Here is a 15,451-nt window from a genome sequence, read left to right on the forward strand (position 1 = left end):
GGACGCGTCGGCAGGTTACGCTAAGCGTAGCACGTAACTGTTGGTCTGGGATCGTTCCGTGCTGCGCTATCTGATCATTTTCGTCACCGTTTCCGTTTTGGGAGGCTGCGTTGACCGATCCATCTCGGTCACCTTGCCCGAAGCGTTGGACGTCGGAACGGCGCAGACCGTGTTCGCGGCCACCACCCGCGCACGCGAGGCCGATGGCTCATACGGGTATCGTCGCGCTGACCGCCTGCAATTCCTCGAAACCACCGTCTCGATCCCGCCGAACCACCGCCCCGGGACGCTTGAGTTTTCCTATTCGGACCCTAACCCGAGCCGGCAGTTCGTTTTGGCCGGTGTGCGCGAATTTCCGTCCGAGCAGGATCTGAAAGCACGGCTGAACGGCGCCAAGGAAGTCACGATATTTGTTCATGGCTACAACGCCACCCAGACCGAAACCGTTTTTCGCGCGGCTCAGTTGGCTCACGACATCGGCCTGCCCGGCAAGACGTTGGTCTATTCCTGGCCCAGCCGAGGGGCCGGGTCGGGCTATGCCTATGATCTGGACAGTATGCTGTTTGCCCGCGACGGGCTGCAACAAACCATATCTACGCTGAAATCCCTGGGCGTCCCGCGCGTGCTGATCGTTGCGCACTCGATGGGAGGCGCGCTGACCATGGAGATGATGCGCCAGGCTGAGCTGCGCGAGCCAGGCTGGTCGCGGCGCAATCTGGAAGGTGTATTGCTGATCTCGCCCGATCTCGACGTTGACGTGTTCCGGTCGCAGATGGCGGTGATCAAATCTCCGCCCGAGCCATTCGTGATCATGGTCTCGCGCAAAGACAAGATCTTGAACGTGTCCGGACGCCTGCGCGGAACTGCCAAAGGCGAGCGGCTGGGCAACATCAGCTCGACCGAGAAGCTGGCGCAGTACCCGGTCAGCATCATCGACACCACGGCCTTCAACAAGGATGCGGAGTCCTCGCATTTCGTGGCCGCCACATCTCCGGCACTTCTGTCGATTCTCAACGCGGCGGGCCGGGTTAGCAGGACCTTTGGCCGGGATCAGGGCGGCATTGATCTTCTGGTGCCGCCGGCCGTGCGAAACGATGCCGGCGCGACCGAGGTTGTTCTGACCGAAACCGGGCAGGTGCGGGTCAGCACCCCGTGATAGGGCGAGCGGTCCGCCTTTTCCTTGCGGACAATGCTCCGTGGTTGGGTGCAGGGGTCTTGCTGACCTTCATGTCCAGTTTCGGGCAGACCTTTTTCATTTCGATCTTCGCCGGGCAGATCCGGGCCGAGTTCGGCCTCAGCCACGGCGCATGGGGCGGTCTTTATTCCTTGGGCACGACTGTTTCCGCGATCGTCATGATCTGGGCCGGAGGGCTGACCGATATTTATCGTGTCCGCGTGCTGGGCCCGGCTGTCCTGCTTGGGCTTGCGTGTGCCGCGCTGGCGATGGCGGTCAATCATTGGGTGATCCTGTTGCCCGTGGTCATCTTTCTGCTGCGTCTGTTCGGCCAGGGCATGTGCAGCCATATTGCCATGGTTGCGATGGCCCGGTGGTTCACGGCCACGCGGGGCAGGGCACTCTCCATCGCAACGCTGGGATTTGCCGTCGGTGAGGCCCTTCTGCCCGTGCTGTTCGTCGCCGCCATGGCCTTTGTCGACTGGCATTTTCTTTGGGCGCTGTCCGCCGCCATCGCGTTGTTGGGAATACCCGCGTTGATGCGGATGCTGCGTCAGGAACGGACGCCGCAAAGCCTGGCTCGGGAAACCAGCGCGACCGGGATGCTTGGGCGGCACTGGACACGGCGCGAAACGCTATTGAACCCGCTTTTCTGGTTCATGATGCCGGCGCTCATGGGTCCTTCGGCATTTATCACTGCGTTCTTCTTTCACCAGGTCCATCTGGCGCAGACCAAGGGCTGGGCCCATATCCAACTGGTTGCGTTGTTTCCGATCTATACCGGGGTGTCGATCTTGGCGATGTTCGCCTCGGGCTGGGCGCTGGACAGATGGGGCACGGCGCGGATGATGCCGTTCTATCAACTTCCGATGGCCGCCGGGTTTGCCCTGTTTGCGTTCGTCCAGACAATACCCGGCGCCGTAATCGGTTTGTCCTGTCTTGCCATTTCGGTCGGCGCCAACAGCACGCTCCCCGCCGCGTTCTGGGCCGAGTTCTACGGCACCCGTCACATCGGCGCGATCAAGGCGATGGCTGCCGCCGTCATGGTGCTGGGGTCTGCTGTCGGGCCCGGCCTGACTGGCGGGCTGATCGATCTGGGCGTGCCGCTCAGCACGCAGTTCCTGTGGATCGCCTGGTTCTTCGTGGCAACGTGCGGCATAGTCTGGATCGGTATTCACAGGGCCCGGCGACTGCTTTAGCGGATCCGCCTCAGATACACGTAGTAAGCCCCATCACCGCCATGGCTGATATGGGCCGGACTGACCTGAAGAACCGCTTGGGCCAGGGGCGGCAAGTTCAACCACTGAGGCACCTGGTTGCGCAGCACGCCGCGGGGCGTCGGGATCGGGCCGGGTTCGTCCCTGTCCTTGCCTTTGCCGGTGACCACCAGAACCAGTCGTTTTCCCGATGCCTGCGCCGACAGGATGAACCGGATCAAAGCAGGATGGGCCGTGTCGACCCGCATTCCGTGCAGATCCAGCTTGCCTTCGGGTTTCAGCTTGCCGCGTTTCATCCGCGCAAAGGCCTTGCTGTCCATCTGTACGGGTGCGGCGCGCAGGCTATCGCCGATTGCGGGCTTCAAGCTGTGGCCGCGCCCATTTGTCGGTGCATTCTGACCCAGTTCAAAGGTGTCTATCCGCGCTTTGGGGGTTTTTCGCGGCTTGGGCTTCGGCAATGTCGATGGGTGAACGGATTGGGGAATCTCCGGGTGCAGCCGCTCGGTCTGCCGGGTCACCTTGTGCCACAATTCAATCTCGTCTTCAGTCAGCTTGCGGCGGGTCATCAGAACTCATCCGGCAGCATGGCATAGGCGCGTTGGATCGGCAGCAGAACGATCATGCGGCCGGGATCCTTGAGCTGGCCCGCTGCCTGTCCCGCGGCGTCCCCGGTTCCGAAAAAGATGTCGGCCCGTTGTGCGCCCTTGATTGCCGAGCCGGTGTCCTGTGCGATCATCAAGCGCCGCAGCGGAGTCTTGCCGTCTTTTTCAACCCAGACCGGCGCACCCAACGGGGTATAGGCCGGGTCCACGGCGATGCTGCGCATTGCGGTGATCGACCGGTTCATTGCGCCCAAAGGCCCGCGGTCTGCAGCTACCCGCGAAACCTCGCGGAAAAAGACGTAGGACGGGTTGTGCATCAACAGCTCGGCCCCAATCTCGGGGTTCTTGCGCACCCAGGACTGGATCATCCGGGCGCTCACATCATGCGCACCCAGAATACCGCGCCGGACCAGCTCAACCCCAACCGACCGATAGGGGTGGCCGTTGGCCCCGCCATATCCGACACGCACCGAACTGCCATCCGGCAAACGGATGCGCCCCGAGCCTTGAATCTGCAGAAAAAACAACTCGACCGGGTCATCGACCCAGGCGATTTCCAAGCCGCGGCCCTTCATCACGTCACTGGTCAGCAACTCGCGCCGACTGAGCCATTGCCCGGCCTCCCGCGCCTCGGGCGGCATCTTGTAGACCGGGAATCTGTAGGTTTCAGTCCGCGTCCGCGAACCGTTCAATTCCGGTTCAAAATATCCGGTGAACAGCGGGGCCTTTTCGTCCTCGATCAGGATGGGCCGGAAGAACAATTCAAAAAAGGCGCGCGCGGCATCGGGCTCGTATGTCCCTGCGGCTGCACACAACGAACGCCAGTCCGGATCGTCCAGATCCCCGCACGTGTCCAGAAAAACGGACAAGGCCGCGCCGTGGTCATCCTCGGCCCAGCCGTCAAGGTCAGCAAATGACAGGATGGATCGCGTCGCCTCGGCTCCGGCGGCATCGGCGGCGGTTAGAACCGCCACCAGCATCAGCGACCGGAGCGTTCCGATCATGCGTCCGTGGCGACAAGCAGCCAGTTCGGATCATCCGCGCCCATGACGCGGGCGAAAGTCCAGCTGTCCTTTTGGCGCTTGATCGTGTTGGGGCTGCCTTCGATGATGTCACCGCCCCGGTCACGCACGACCGACGTCAGCTCGCCGACGAACCGCACAGTGATCTCGGCGCGGTTGGAATCCTTGTCGAATTGGGCATCCACCAGACCCATCTCACGCACACCGATGAATTCGGCCTCGATGGTCAGGCCCTTGTCCTCGCGATCGGCGACAACCGAGACGAAGGTTTCGAACACTTCCTCGGACAGGAAGGGCTGGATTTCATCCAGGTTGCCCCGCTCGAACCCCATGACGATCAGCTCATAGGCGCCGCGGGCGCCCTGCAGAAACTCGCTGACCGAAAAGCTCGGCTCGACACGCTTCATCGCAGCCAGCGTCTGCGCCAATTCGCTGTCTTCGGGGACATGGTCGGTAATGTCACGATCCGGACCGCCGTCAATCACTTCGAAATCACGACGCGACTTCCCGGTGTCGGGTTGCTTCGGCACCGGTGGTTTTTCAAAGCCTTCGCGCGTGCCCAGCACGCTTCTGAGACGCAGGATCAGGAAGATGGCTATGCCAGCCAGCACCAGAAGCTGGATCAGGGGTGAATTCATTTCGTCCTCTTTTCAGCACCGAGACTTTGTACACGCGGCCTCGTGCCACTATGTAGGTGACAGTTGGTGGCAAGTCCACAGCCCGGCCTATGGGAAAGGATAGCGCATATGTATCTGTTCTTGGCATTTTTATTGGTGCCGATCATCGAAATCGCCCTTTTTATCCAGGTCGGCGGTCTGATCGGCCTGTGGCCGACACTGGCAATCGTGGTTTTGACCGCCTTTCTGGGTACTGCGATGGTGCGGACACAAGGTCGCATGGCGATGGGTCAGCTACAGCACGCCTTTTCCGAACTGGACGACCCGACAGAACCGCTGGCCAATGGTGCGATGATCCTGCTGTCAGGTGTTCTGCTGATGACGCCCGGGTTCTTCACTGACGCAATCGGCTTTGCGCTGCTGGTTCCCGGGGTGCGGGCCGCGGTTTTTCGGTATCTCAAGTCGCGGGTCACGATTACCCAGTTCCAGATGGGCCCCGGCCCGCAATACGGGGCGACGCGCGATCCGTTCGGTGGGGATGACATCATAGATGGAGAGTATTCGGAAGTGCGCACAAAACCCGCACAACCGTCGAAATGGGTGGAAGGGCCGCACCAGCATTGAGGTGCCCGGCCCAACTTGATAAGCAGTGGCGAATTTAAATTTTGGAGCGGATCCATGACCGAAGAAACCGCCGCCGGCACAACCGAGCCCCAGGCAGCCCCCCAAATCCAGATGCGCATTCTGGGACAGTTCATCCGGGACATGTCCTTTGAAAACGTGATGGCGCAAAAAGGCGTCTCGGGCGACGTGCAGCCCGAGATCTCGGTCCAGGTGAACCTGGATGCGAAAAAGCGCTCGGCCGACCACCAATACGAGGTGTCGATCAAGCTGAACCTCAAGTCCAAGGCCAAGGGTCTGGAGGACATCCTGTTCCTGTGCGAGATCGATTATTGCGGCCTGTTCCACGTGGAAGGCGTGCCGAATGATCAGTTGCACCCGTTCCTGATGATCGAATGCCCGCGGATGCTGTTCCCTTACCTGCGCCGCATCGTCAGCGACATCACCCGCGACGGTGGCTACCCGCCGGTCAATCTGGACAACATCGATTTCGTCGGTCTGTACCGCAACGAGTTGATGCGCCGTCAGGCCGAGGCGTCCGACAAGACCGAGGCGTAATCAGGCAACCCGCATCTGACCCAGATCAGGTGCGGGACCACAGGGCGTTTTCGCCCAGCTTTTCGACAAATGCATCATGCGCAGCACGCTCATCCTCGGTAATCCGGGGCTGCAGTGGGTTCGGCCGTGGACCGGGGCGCCAGATATCGCCACCGGTTGAGCTTTCGGCAGACGCTGAAGACAGGCCAAAATCTGGTTGGCGTCCGCCGATCAGCTCCAAATAGACTTCTGCCAGGATTTCCGAGTCGAGCAACGCGCCGTGCAGAACCCGGTTCGAGTTGTCGATGTTGAACCGTCGGCACAGCGCATCCAGCGAGGCGGGCGAGCCGGGAAACCTCTTGCGCGCGATCGCCAGCGTGTCCAGCGCCTGCTCCATCGGGATCGGAGGCAGACCCATCCATCCCAATTCGGCATTGAGGAATTTCATGTCAAATGAAGCGTTGTGGATCACCAGCCGTGCATCCCCCACGAAATCGCGGAAGGCCTGCCCGACCTTCGCAAAGACAGGTTTGTCCTTCAGGGTGATCTGGCCCGGTTCGGCAGGTTGCGGCGGCTCCAGCAGGTCAGGGCCGATGCCGTGCACGCCGAAGGCCTCGGCCGGCATCGAGCGTTCGGGGTTGATGTAGACGTGATAGGTCTCGCCCGTGGCGACGTGGTTCCACAGCTCGATAGCCCCGATCTCGACGATCCGGTCGCCGCTTTCGGGATCGAATCCGGTGGTTTCCGTATCCAGTACGATTTCACGCATCTGTCAGTCCTGCCCTGATCTGCCTGACCACATCCTGCACCTGTGCGCGGGCATGGTCCAGAGTGTCGGTGACGATCACGAAATCCGCCCGCGCGCATTTTTCGTCATTCGGCATCTGCTTGGCGCGGATCTGCTCGAACTGCGCCTCGGTCATCGTGCCCCGTGCCATGACACGGCGCTTCTGCTCGTCCGGGGGGATCGAAACGCAGGCCACCGCATCCATCTGCGCGTCGCCGCCGGCTTCGAAAAGCAATGGGATGTCAAAGACAAGGATGTCCGACTTGGCCGCCTGTCGAAACGCCTCGCGATCCTGGGCCACCAGCGGGTGCACGATGACTTCGATCCGTTTCAACGCGGTCGGATCGGCACCGATGATCCGTTTCAGGACATCACGGCTGACAGCGCCATTCTCGATGGCCTCGGGAAATGCCGCGCGGATCGGCGCGACCGCCGCGCCGCCGGCCGCGTACAGCCGATGCACCGCGGCGTCGGCATCCCACACGGCGCAACCTTCCTGCGCGAACAGGTTGGCGGTGGTGCTTTTGCCCATGCCGATCGACCCGGTCAGACCCAGCGCAAAGCTCATCCCAGAACCGCTGCGCGGGTTTCTTCCGTAACCTCGGGGCGCAAGCCGAACCACCGCTCGAACCCGGGCACCGCCTGATGCAGCAACATGCCCAGCCCATCGACGACGGTACAGCCCGCAGCCTCGGCCTGTTCCAGAAGGCGGGTCTTCAACGGCGTGTAGACCAGATCAGTCACCACCGTTCCCGGCTGCAACCCGTCCAGCGGGACGCGCAGCTCGGGCTGACCCTGCATACCCAGCGACGTGGTGTTCACCACCAGCTCGGCGTTTTCGATCACGTTTCCGGCCTGCACCCAATCAACCACGGAGATGCGCTGGCCGAATTCCTCTTTCAGGTGGTCGGCGCGCGACCGCGTGCGGTTGGTCAGCAGGATCTCCGGCACGCCGGCCTCGGCCAGCGCCTGCAGCACCGCCCGCGCGGCACCGCCCGCGCCGAACACCACCGCCGGGCCATCCTGCGGCACCCAATCCGGCGCGCCCGCACGCAGGTTCTGCATGAACCCGTACCCGTCGGTATTGTCTGCGTGAATCGAGCCATCGGACCGGAACACCAGCGTGTTCGCCGCCCCGACCACCGAGGCGCGGTCCGACACATGATCGGCCAGGCGCAACGCGGCCTCTTTGTGCGGAACAGTAACATTGGCCCCCACGAACCCGGACTTGGGCAAGCAGCGCAGGACCGTTTCAAGATCGGCAGGCGCAACATCCATCGGCACATAATGGCCCGGCAAACCATAGGTCTTCAGCCAATAGCCATGCAGGGCAGGCGATCGGGAATGGGCAATCGGGTGTCCGATGACTCCGGCCAGTGGAATGCGTTTGTCGGTCATTGTTCGATCACCCCTCGGACCGCTAGAAAATTGAGCAGCTCCAGCAGGGGCATACCCAAGACGTTAAAATAGTCGCCGTCAATGCTGCTGAACAGGCGCACACCCTCTTCTTCCAGCTTGTAGGCCCCGACCGCATGGCGAATGCTGTCCCAGTTGCGCGCGACATAGCCCTTCAGATAGGCATCCGAACTGGCGCGCATCCGCAACCGCACCTGACCGACATGGCGCCAGACCGGTTCGCCGTTCTGATAGATCACCGCCGCCGACAGCAGCATGTGACGCTTGCCGCGCATCGCCTTCAACTGCGCCAGCGCCTCTTCGGGCGTTTCGGGCTTGGACAGCAGGCGTCCGTCGAAATCCAGAACCTGGTCACAGCCCAGAACCATCGCCCCGGGCGTCTTGTCACTGATCTTGCGCGCCTTGAGCTCGGCCAGAGCGTCGGCGATGTCGCGGGGCGGCGCGCCCTCGGCCACAAGCGCGCGTTTGGCGGTATCCTCGTCCACGCGGGCGACCTGGACGGAAAACGGCACTCCGGCGTTCCGCAGCAACTGCGCGCGGATCTCGGACCCCGAGGCAAGAACGATGGGGACAGTCATGTGGAAAACCCCGTGGGCAAGTTGATCATTGGTCTTGAACGGTTTGTATGGTTTTCCGGTTGACACGCAAGCCCGCGGTTTCGGCCTGAAACTTCCCTGAGTCGCTCAAAGACTGTCCGGTCGGGACAAGGATAACTCGGGATCTTGGGATTTCCTGTTCATCAAAAGATGTCCCTTGAGTTATCCCCAAGTCAGATCCGCGGTATGTAACTTAACTTCTTGTTTTTATTATGTAAAAGCTGAAATCACCAGAATCACCCAGTTTTGGAAATTATTCATCCACCTGGGGAAAACTGGCGGACAAAACAATAATCCACGGATTTTGCCCACCCTACAAAACCATCATCCTTTCTCTTTTCTATTTTTTTTATTAGGGAGGGTCCGACCAGTGCCGGGAAACCCGATGACCGATCTTCTCTTCACGCTGTACCCTTGGGTGAAATCGCTGCACATCATGGCGGTGATCTCGTGGATGGCGGGGCTGTTCTATCTGCCACGTCTGTTCGTCTATCACGTCGAAAAAGCGCAGGCCGTGGACGGTGCGCCCGAGATCTTCTTTGAAATGGAAGAAAAGCTGCTGCGCGTGATCATGCGACCGGCGATGATCGTGGCCTGGGTCTGCGGCCTCATCATGGTGTTCACTCCCGGCATCGTCGGGTGGGACTGGTCCTGGCCTTGGGTCAAGGGTGCTGCGGTGATCGGCATGACCTGGTTTCATCACTGGCTGATGGCCCGGCGCAAGGATTTCGTCGAAGGCCGCAATACGCTCACAGGGCGCCAGTACCGCATGATGAACGAGGTTCCGACCGTTTTGATGGTCATCATCGTTCTGGCGGTCATTCTGAAGTTCTGAGGGCCATTTCCGCACCGGTTTGACTCGGGCGGCGACCGGCCTTATGTAGGGATCAACCCATCCGTCCGGATGGCGCATCTTCCTGTTTGAAATTCAACGCTGTGCCGCACCCTTGCGGCCAAGGTCCGTATCATCATGACAACCGAATCCCTGAATCTGGCCGATCTGAAGGCCAAAAGCCCCAAAGACCTTCTGGCCATGGCCGAAGAGCTCGAGATCGAAAACGCCTCGACCATGCGCAAGGGCGAGATGATGTTCCAGATCCTGCGCGAACGCGCGGACGAGGGCTGGACCGTGGGCGGCGACGGCGTGCTCGAGGTGCTGCAGGACGGTTTCGGCTTTCTGCGCTCGCCCGAGGCGAACTATCTGCCCGGCCCGGACGACATCTATGTCTCGCCCGACATGATCCGCCAGCATTCGCTGCGCACCGGCGACACGGTCGAGGGTGAGATTAAGGCTCCGGACGAGAATGAGCGCTATTTCGCGCTGACGAAGGTCACCAAGATCAACTTCGAAGACCCGGAAAAGGCCAAGCACAAGATCTTGTTCGACAACCTGACGCCGCTCTATCCGGATGAGCGGTTGAAGATGGAGATCGAGGATCCGACCATCAAGGACAAGTCCGCCCGTGTGATCGACCTGGTCGCCCCGATCGGCAAGGGCCAGCGGTCGCTGATCGTGGCGCCGCCGCGGACCGGCAAAACGGTGATCCTGCAGAACATCGCGCACTCGATCGAGCGGAACCACCCGGAGTGCTACCTGATCGTCCTGCTGATCGACGAACGCCCTGAAGAGGTGACGGACATGCAGCGTTCGGTGAAGGGCGAGGTGGTATCCTCGACCTTTGATGAACCGGCGACCCGCCATGTGGCCGTGTCGGAGATGGTGATCGAAAAAGCCAAGCGCCTGGTCGAACATAAACGAGATGTTGTTATTCTTCTCGACTCGATCACAAGACTTGGTAGAGCGTTCAACACCGTGGTGCCGTCCTCGGGCAAGGTTCTGACCGGTGGTGTCGACGCCAACGCGCTGCAGCGGCCCAAGCGGTTCTTCGGTGCGGCGCGCAACATCGAAGAGGGCGGTTCGCTGACCATCATCGCCACCGCGCTGATCGACACCGGCAGCCGGATGGACGAAGTGATCTTTGAAGAATTCAAGGGTACCGGTAACTCGGAGATCGTTCTAGATCGCAAGATCGCAGACAAGCGGGTGTTCCCGGCGATCGACATCCTCAAGTCCGGCACCCGGAAAGAGGACCTGCTGGTCGACAAGGGCGATCTGGCCAAAACCTTTGTTCTGCGCCGTATCCTCAACCCGATGGGCACAACCGACGCGATCGAGTTCCTGTTGTCCAAGTTGAAACAGACCAAGACCAATTCCGAGTTCTTCGACTCGATGAATACCTGATACGGTCTTGTAACCGACGCGAGGCCTTCGAATGGATACGATATTCGCCTTGGCCAGCGCGCAAGGCAAGGCAGGGGTTGCTGTGATCCGCCTGTCAGGACCGCAGTCGCACCAAGCGGCCAAGGTTCTGTCGGGTGGAGATTTGCCGTTGCGTGGCATGTGCCTGCGTGAGTTGCGGGCACCTGACGGGTCGCGCCTGGATGACGGGCTGGTTCTGACCTTCCACGGTCCATCCAGCTTTACCGGCGAAGATGTGGCCGAGCTGCAGATCCATGGCAGCGCGGCTTCGGTCAACGCGGTTCTGCGCGTCCTATCCGAAATGCCGGATCTGCGACTGGCTGAGCCGGGCGAGTTCACCCGGCGTGCTCTTGAAAACGGGAAGATGGACCTTGCCCAGGTCGAAGGCTTGGCCGATCTGATCGACGCAGAGACCGAGGCCCAACGCAAGCAGGCTCAGACCATTCTGGCTGGCGAGTTGGGCGACCTGGCGGAACGGTGGCGGCGGGATTTGATCCGGGCGGCCTCATTGCTGGAGGCTGTCATTGATTTTGCCGATGAAGACGTGCCAACGGATGTGTCACCCGAAGTCCGATCGCTTGTAACTGCTGTCATGGCGGATCTGGAGCGGGAGGCAAAGGGCGTGAGAATTGCCGAGCGGATTCGCACCGGCTTTGAAGTGGCTATCGTCGGCCCACCGAATGCGGGCAAGTCGACCTTGCTGAATGCGCTTGCGGGCCGGGAGGCGGCAATTACTTCGGAATATGCTGGCACCACCCGCGATATTATCGAGGTGCGGATGGACCTGGCAGGCTTGCCGGTCACGCTGTTGGATACGGCCGGGTTGCGCGAAACTGAGGATCACGTCGAGGGTCTTGGGATCGCTCTGGCCAGAAAGCGGGCGGAAAATGCCGACCTTCGCGTATTTCTGACCGAGGACCCGCAAGCTTTGGGAATCGGTATGCAATCAGGCGACATCCAGGTTTTGCCGAAATCCGACCTTCGTTCAGACGGGACCGATGGTGTGTCGGGGAAGACAGGTCAGGGAATAGACCGCCTGATCCACAACATATCGGTCGTCTTGCGAGAGCGAACCGCAAGTTCTGGTATTGCCACCCGGGAACGCCATCGTGTTGCAATGCTGAAATCCTCGGCCGCTCTGTCCGAAGCACTCAGAGTTCTGGATTCCGGCCCGGACCTGTACGATATTGCAGCAGAAGAGCTGCGGATCGCCATCCGCGCGTTGGAGTCTTTGGTCGGCCGAGTAGATGTGGAAAATCTGCTGGACGAAATATTCGCCAGCTTTTGTTTGGGTAAATGAGGAGTGTTTCACGTGAAACATTCGGAGTTTGACGTCGTCGTTATCGGAGCGGGGCATGCGGGGGCCGAGGCGGCCCATGCCGCGGCCCGGATGGGTGCGCAGACAGCTTTGGTGACACTTTCGGAAACCGACATCGGTGTCATGTCGTGCAATCCGGCGATCGGTGGACTTGGAAAAGGCCACTTGGTTCGTGAGATCGACGCCCTGGACGGCGTTATGGGGCGGGTTGCAGACCGGGCGGGAATCCAGTTCCGCCTTCTGAATCGCCGTAAAGGGCCCGCCGTTCAAGGGCCCCGCGCGCAGGCCGACCGCGCGCTGTACCGGGCTGCAATGCAACAGGAAACAAAGGCGCGAAAGAACCTCGAAGTCATTACCGGAGAAGTCATAGATTTCCGAATGGACGGTCATCGCGTTGCCGGGGTGGTTCTGTCCGACGGATCTGAAATTCCGGCGAAAGCGGTTATTCTGACCTCGGGAACGTTTCTGCGGGGCGTGATCCATATCGGCGATGTTCAGAGGCCCGGAGGCCGCATGGGCGACAGGCCGTCTGTACGACTGGCTGAGCGGTTGGATAGCTATGACCTGCCGATGGCGCGGCTGAAAACCGGGACGCCTCCGCGCCTAGATGGGCGCACGATCGACTGGGACGGATTGGAACGGCAGGACGGTGATGATGATCCGACCATGTTCTCATTCTTGTCCAAAACACCGGTGGCGCCGCAGATATCTTGCGGCATCACTCACACGAACGCGCAAACCCATGAAATCATCGAGAAGAACCTGAGCCGCTCTGCGATGTATGGGGGGCATATCGAGGGAGTGGGGCCGCGATATTGCCCTTCGATCGAAGACAAGATCGTTCGGTTTGCGGATAAGGACTCTCACCAGATTTTTCTGGAGCCTGAGGGCGTCAATGATCACACGGTGTATCCAAACGGGATTTCGACTTCGCTGCCGCAGGATGTCCAAGTCGAGTATGTTCGATCCATCAAAGGCCTTGAGTCGGCAGAAATCCTGCAGCCGGGCTACGCCATTGAATACGACTATGTGGACCCGCGTGTGTTGAGCGCGTCCCTGGCCTTGCCGGAGATCCCGGGGCTATATCTTGCAGGGCAGATCAATGGAACCACAGGATATGAGGAGGCGGCTGCTCAGGGCCTGATCGCGGGCCTGAATGCCGCGTTGGAAGTTCAAGGGCGAGATGCGATTCATTTTACTCGAGCCAATAGCTATATTGGTGTCATGATTGACGATCTGACCACACGGGGTGTAGCGGAACCGTATCGGATGTTTACCTCGCGCGCCGAATTCCGTCTGTCCTTGCGCGCGGACAATGCGGATCAACGCCTTACGCCGAAAGGCCTGGAAATTGGGTGTATATCGGATCACCGTCGCCTGGCTTTTGAAACCAAAATGGAAAGGCTGGGTGCTGTGAAGTCAGTACTGACCGAACGGACCTTTACGCCCAAGGAAATCCGCACAGCTGGCATCGAAGTAAATCAGGATGGTAACCGCAGGGACGGAATGGCAATCTTGGCGTTTCCGAACGTTTGCTTCGAGGACCTTGTGCCGCTGATCCAGCAGCTGGAGGATGTCGACCAAGACACCCGTCGGCAGATCGAAAGGGACGCGCTGTACGCCAATTACATAGCTCGGCAACAACGAGACGTCGAAGCCATGAAGCGCGACGAAACCCATGCCATACCCGCGGATTTTGACTATTCCTCGCTCACAGGTCTTTCGAATGAGTTGAAGCAGAAGCTGTCAGCCGCGCGACCGGCGAACATTGCCCAAGCGAGTCGCGTGGAGGGTGTTACGCCTGCTGCTTTGACCTTGGTACTGGCAAAACTCAGAAGCAGTCAGAGAGCAAAAAAGGCATGAACGGCGACTCGCGCGCTTCGCCCGATGGCTTGAATGTTTCACGTGAAACATTCGAAAAGCTGTCAGTCTTTGTCGATCTTCTGCGGAAGTGGAATCCAAAGATTAACTTGGTTTCGCGCAGCACTCTGCCAGAAGTTTGGTCGCGGCACGTAAAGGACTCGATCCAGGTCTTTCACTTGGTTGAACCAAAGAATCACTGGGTCGATCTGGGAAGCGGTGGAGGACTTCCGGGGCTGGTCTGCGCGATACTGGCCTCTGAAGCTTCGCCTGAGACGGAATTTACCCTGGTTGAGAGCGATCAGAGAAAATCGGCGTTTTTGCGCACCGTCATCCGCGAAACCAAGGCCAACTGCTCGGTAATTTCAAAGCGGATCGAGGCTATCGATCCCCTGGGCGCTGATGTCCTGTCCGCAAGGGCGCTCGCAGACCTGACGACTTTATTGTCATTCTGTGACAGGCATTTAAAGGAAGATGGAGTGGCCGTGTTTCCCAAAGGCGCCACCTGGAAAAAAGAAATCGACGCGGCCCAACGGGAATGGAATTTCACCACGGAGACGGCTAATAGTTTAACTGACCCCCAGGCTGTCATCCTGAAGATCAAAGGAGTCTCACGTGGTTGATCTGTCGCGCCCTGCAGGACCTCGTATCATGGCGGTTGCCAATCAGAAGGGTGGGGTTGGCAAAACCACGACAGCGATCAATCTGGCGGCGGGTTTGGCCGAGGCAGGATGCAAGGTTCTGGTCGTGGATCTGGACCCGCAGGGAAACGCGTCCACCGGGCTTGGGGTCGAGGATCGTGATTGGACCACGTATGATTTGATTCTGGACGAGGCGCCCTTGGAGGCCGTCGTGCAGGAAACCGAAATCGAAAACCTCAGTATCGTTCCGGCCACGGTTGACCTCAGCTCGGCAGATATTGAGCTGATCTCGAATGAAAAACGCAGCTACTTGCTGCACGACGCGCTCAGGCAACCGGCGATCGACAAATTCGGTTTTGATTTTGTTCTGATCGACTGCCCGCCGTCCCTCAATCTGCTGACAGTCAACGCGATGGTGGCGGCGCATTCGGTGTTGGTTCCGTTGCAAAGCGAGTTCTTTGCGCTGGAAGGCCTGTCGCAACTGATGCTGACGATTCGAGAGGTTCGACAGTCCGCGAATCCAGACCTCAGAATCGAAGGTATTGTGTTGACCATGTATGACAACCGCAACAACTTGTCCCGGCAGGTCGAAAAGGATGCGCGTGACAATCTGGGAGAGATGGTATTTAAAACCAAGATACCCAGAAATGTCCGGGTCAGCGAAGCGCCGTCATTTGCACTTCCGGTCCTTCAATATGACTCGGGGTCTCTGGGGGCGATGGCGTACCGGCATCTGGCACGCGAAATCATGCAAAAGAACAAAAAAGTGGCTGCCTGAGCGGC

The 15,451-nt window shown here is 59.8% G+C and carries 17 protein-coding genes; 10 read left to right on the top strand and 7 right to left on the bottom strand.

The features are described from left to right. Window positions 1-58: 58 nt before the first annotated feature. Entirely contained in the window at window positions 59-1,156 is a 1,098-nt protein-coding gene (locus tag GOW72_RS00405; protein WP_170342596.1) for an alpha/beta hydrolase, read from the top strand. Between the two features lie 71 nt (window positions 1,157-1,227). Beyond that, a complete protein-coding gene (locus GOW72_RS00410) occupies window positions 1,228-2,373 on the top strand; it encodes an MFS transporter (RefSeq protein ID WP_170365951.1) in 1,146 nt (381 codons plus the stop codon). Here GOW72_RS00410 and GOW72_RS00415 read toward each other — a convergent pair. The 3 genes from GOW72_RS00415 to GOW72_RS00425 are packed head-to-tail and all read right to left on the bottom strand — an operon-like array spanning window position 2,370 to window position 4,653. Continuing rightward, window positions 2,370-2,957: a Smr/MutS family protein gene (locus GOW72_RS00415; protein WP_170361086.1), complete on the bottom strand. Its 588-nt coding sequence runs from the start codon at window positions 2,955-2,957 to the stop codon at window positions 2,370-2,372. The two genes, GOW72_RS00410 and GOW72_RS00415, sit on opposite strands and share 4 nt — an antisense overlap. After that, complete coding sequence (gene mltA / locus GOW72_RS00420; RefSeq protein WP_170364335.1) at window positions 2,957-3,997, bottom strand: murein transglycosylase A; 1,041 nt, start codon at window positions 3,995-3,997, stop codon at window positions 2,957-2,959. Before mltA ends, GOW72_RS00415 begins: the two co-directional genes overlap by 1 nt. Then, a complete protein-coding gene (locus GOW72_RS00425) occupies window positions 3,994-4,653 on the bottom strand; it encodes a Tim44/TimA family putative adaptor protein (protein ID WP_093963885.1) in 660 nt (219 codons plus the stop codon). Before GOW72_RS00425 ends, mltA begins: the two co-directional genes overlap by 4 nt. 108 nt (window positions 4,654-4,761) lie before the next feature. On the opposite strand from GOW72_RS00425, the gene GOW72_RS00430 reads away from it, so the two are divergent. Both GOW72_RS00430 and secB read left to right on the top strand, forming a co-directional pair. Beyond that, a complete protein-coding gene (locus tag GOW72_RS00430; RefSeq protein ID WP_093963886.1) occupies window positions 4,762-5,256 on the top strand; it encodes an FxsA family protein in 495 nt (164 codons plus the stop codon). A 54-nt stretch (window positions 5,257-5,310) separates the two neighbouring features. Next, a complete protein-coding gene (secB, locus tag GOW72_RS00435) occupies window positions 5,311-5,811 on the top strand; it encodes a protein-export chaperone SecB (RefSeq protein WP_170342607.1) in 501 nt (166 codons plus the stop codon). 25 nt (window positions 5,812-5,836) lie between these two features. On the opposite strand, the gene dnaQ is transcribed toward secB, so the two are convergent. From dnaQ to GOW72_RS00455, 4 genes are read right to left on the bottom strand one after another with little or no spacing between them, the layout of a single operon-like run. Further along, the gene (gene dnaQ / locus GOW72_RS00440; RefSeq protein ID WP_170342610.1) at window positions 5,837-6,559 is read right to left on the bottom strand and encodes a DNA polymerase III subunit epsilon; all 723 of its coding nucleotides are present in this window, start codon (window positions 6,557-6,559) and stop codon (window positions 5,837-5,839) included. Then, window positions 6,552-7,145, bottom strand: coding sequence for a dephospho-CoA kinase (gene coaE, locus GOW72_RS00445; RefSeq protein ID WP_170361092.1), 594 nt, complete (start codon window positions 7,143-7,145; stop codon window positions 6,552-6,554). The genes dnaQ and coaE overlap by 8 nt, the downstream gene beginning before the upstream one ends. Further along, window positions 7,142-7,975, bottom strand: coding sequence for a shikimate dehydrogenase (locus GOW72_RS00450; RefSeq protein ID WP_170364337.1), 834 nt, complete (start codon window positions 7,973-7,975; stop codon window positions 7,142-7,144). Before GOW72_RS00450 ends, coaE begins: the two co-directional genes overlap by 4 nt. Then, window positions 7,972-8,571 (bottom strand): Maf family protein, encoded by a 600-nt coding sequence (locus GOW72_RS00455; protein ID WP_170364339.1) that lies wholly within the window; start codon window positions 8,569-8,571, stop codon window positions 7,972-7,974. Before GOW72_RS00455 ends, GOW72_RS00450 begins: the two co-directional genes overlap by 4 nt. Window positions 8,572-8,974: 403 nt before the next feature. On the opposite strand from GOW72_RS00455, the gene GOW72_RS00460 reads away from it, so the two are divergent. The 6 genes from GOW72_RS00460 (at window position 8,975) to GOW72_RS00485 (ending at window position 15,446) form a co-directional block, all read left to right on the top strand. Next, window positions 8,975-9,424: a CopD family protein gene (locus tag GOW72_RS00460; protein ID WP_170342619.1), complete on the top strand. Its 450-nt coding sequence runs from the start codon at window positions 8,975-8,977 to the stop codon at window positions 9,422-9,424. Window positions 9,425-9,559: 135 nt separating this feature from the next. After that, a complete protein-coding gene (gene rho, locus GOW72_RS00465; RefSeq protein ID WP_170364342.1) occupies window positions 9,560-10,831 on the top strand; it encodes a transcription termination factor Rho in 1,272 nt (423 codons plus the stop codon). A 31-nt stretch (window positions 10,832-10,862) separates the two neighbouring features. Continuing rightward, window positions 10,863-12,149 carry a tRNA uridine-5-carboxymethylaminomethyl(34) synthesis GTPase MnmE gene (mnmE, locus tag GOW72_RS00470; protein ID WP_170364344.1) on the top strand — a complete coding sequence of 429 codons (1,287 nt, stop codon included), beginning with the start codon at window positions 10,863-10,865 and terminating at the stop codon, window positions 12,147-12,149. 3 nt (window positions 12,150-12,152) lie between these two features. Continuing rightward, window positions 12,153-14,030: a tRNA uridine-5-carboxymethylaminomethyl(34) synthesis enzyme MnmG gene (mnmG, locus tag GOW72_RS00475; RefSeq protein WP_170342628.1), complete on the top strand. Its 1,878-nt coding sequence runs from the start codon at window positions 12,153-12,155 to the stop codon at window positions 14,028-14,030. After that, window positions 14,027-14,650: a 16S rRNA (guanine(527)-N(7))-methyltransferase RsmG gene (gene rsmG / locus GOW72_RS00480; RefSeq protein WP_170364346.1), complete on the top strand. Its 624-nt coding sequence runs from the start codon at window positions 14,027-14,029 to the stop codon at window positions 14,648-14,650. The genes mnmG and rsmG overlap by 4 nt, the downstream gene beginning before the upstream one ends. After that, window positions 14,643-15,446, top strand: a complete 804-nt coding sequence (locus GOW72_RS00485; protein WP_315901682.1) for a ParA family protein — start codon at window positions 14,643-14,645, stop codon at window positions 15,444-15,446. Before rsmG ends, GOW72_RS00485 begins: the two co-directional genes overlap by 8 nt. Window positions 15,447-15,451 lie beyond the last annotated feature (5 nt).

Source organism: Ruegeria arenilitoris (genome assembly GCF_013032855.1).
Classification (GTDB): domain Bacteria; phylum Pseudomonadota; class Alphaproteobacteria; order Rhodobacterales; family Rhodobacteraceae; genus Ruegeria; species Ruegeria arenilitoris.

Coding starts and splice junctions, on each gene's coding strand:
- GOW72_RS00410 (WP_170365951.1), top strand. CDS start 1,228: ATGTCCAGTTTCGGGCAGACCTTTTTCATTTCGATCTTCGCCGGGCAG.
- GOW72_RS00415 (WP_170361086.1), bottom strand. CDS start 2,957: ATGACCCGCCGCAAGCTGACTGAAGACGAGATTGAATTGTGGCACAAG.
- mltA (WP_170364335.1), bottom strand. CDS start 3,997: ATGATCGGAACGCTCCGGTCGCTGATGCTGGTGGCGGTTCTAACCGCC.
- GOW72_RS00425 (WP_093963885.1), bottom strand. CDS start 4,653: ATGAATTCACCCCTGATCCAGCTTCTGGTGCTGGCTGGCATAGCCATC.
- GOW72_RS00430 (WP_093963886.1), top strand. CDS start 4,762: ATGTATCTGTTCTTGGCATTTTTATTGGTGCCGATCATCGAAATCGCC.
- secB (WP_170342607.1), top strand. CDS start 5,311: ATGACCGAAGAAACCGCCGCCGGCACAACCGAGCCCCAGGCAGCCCCC.
- dnaQ (WP_170342610.1), bottom strand. CDS start 6,559: ATGCGTGAAATCGTACTGGATACGGAAACCACCGGATTCGATCCCGAA.
- coaE (WP_170361092.1), bottom strand. CDS start 7,145: ATGAGCTTTGCGCTGGGTCTGACCGGGTCGATCGGCATGGGCAAAAGC.
- GOW72_RS00450 (WP_170364337.1), bottom strand. CDS start 7,975: ATGACCGACAAACGCATTCCACTGGCCGGAGTCATCGGACACCCGATT.
- GOW72_RS00455 (WP_170364339.1), bottom strand. CDS start 8,571: ATGACTGTCCCCATCGTTCTTGCCTCGGGGTCCGAGATCCGCGCGCAG.
- GOW72_RS00460 (WP_170342619.1), top strand. CDS start 8,975: ATGACCGATCTTCTCTTCACGCTGTACCCTTGGGTGAAATCGCTGCAC.
- rho (WP_170364342.1), top strand. CDS start 9,560: ATGACAACCGAATCCCTGAATCTGGCCGATCTGAAGGCCAAAAGCCCC.
- mnmE (WP_170364344.1), top strand. CDS start 10,863: ATGGATACGATATTCGCCTTGGCCAGCGCGCAAGGCAAGGCAGGGGTT.
- rsmG (WP_170364346.1), top strand. CDS start 14,027: ATGAACGGCGACTCGCGCGCTTCGCCCGATGGCTTGAATGTTTCACGT.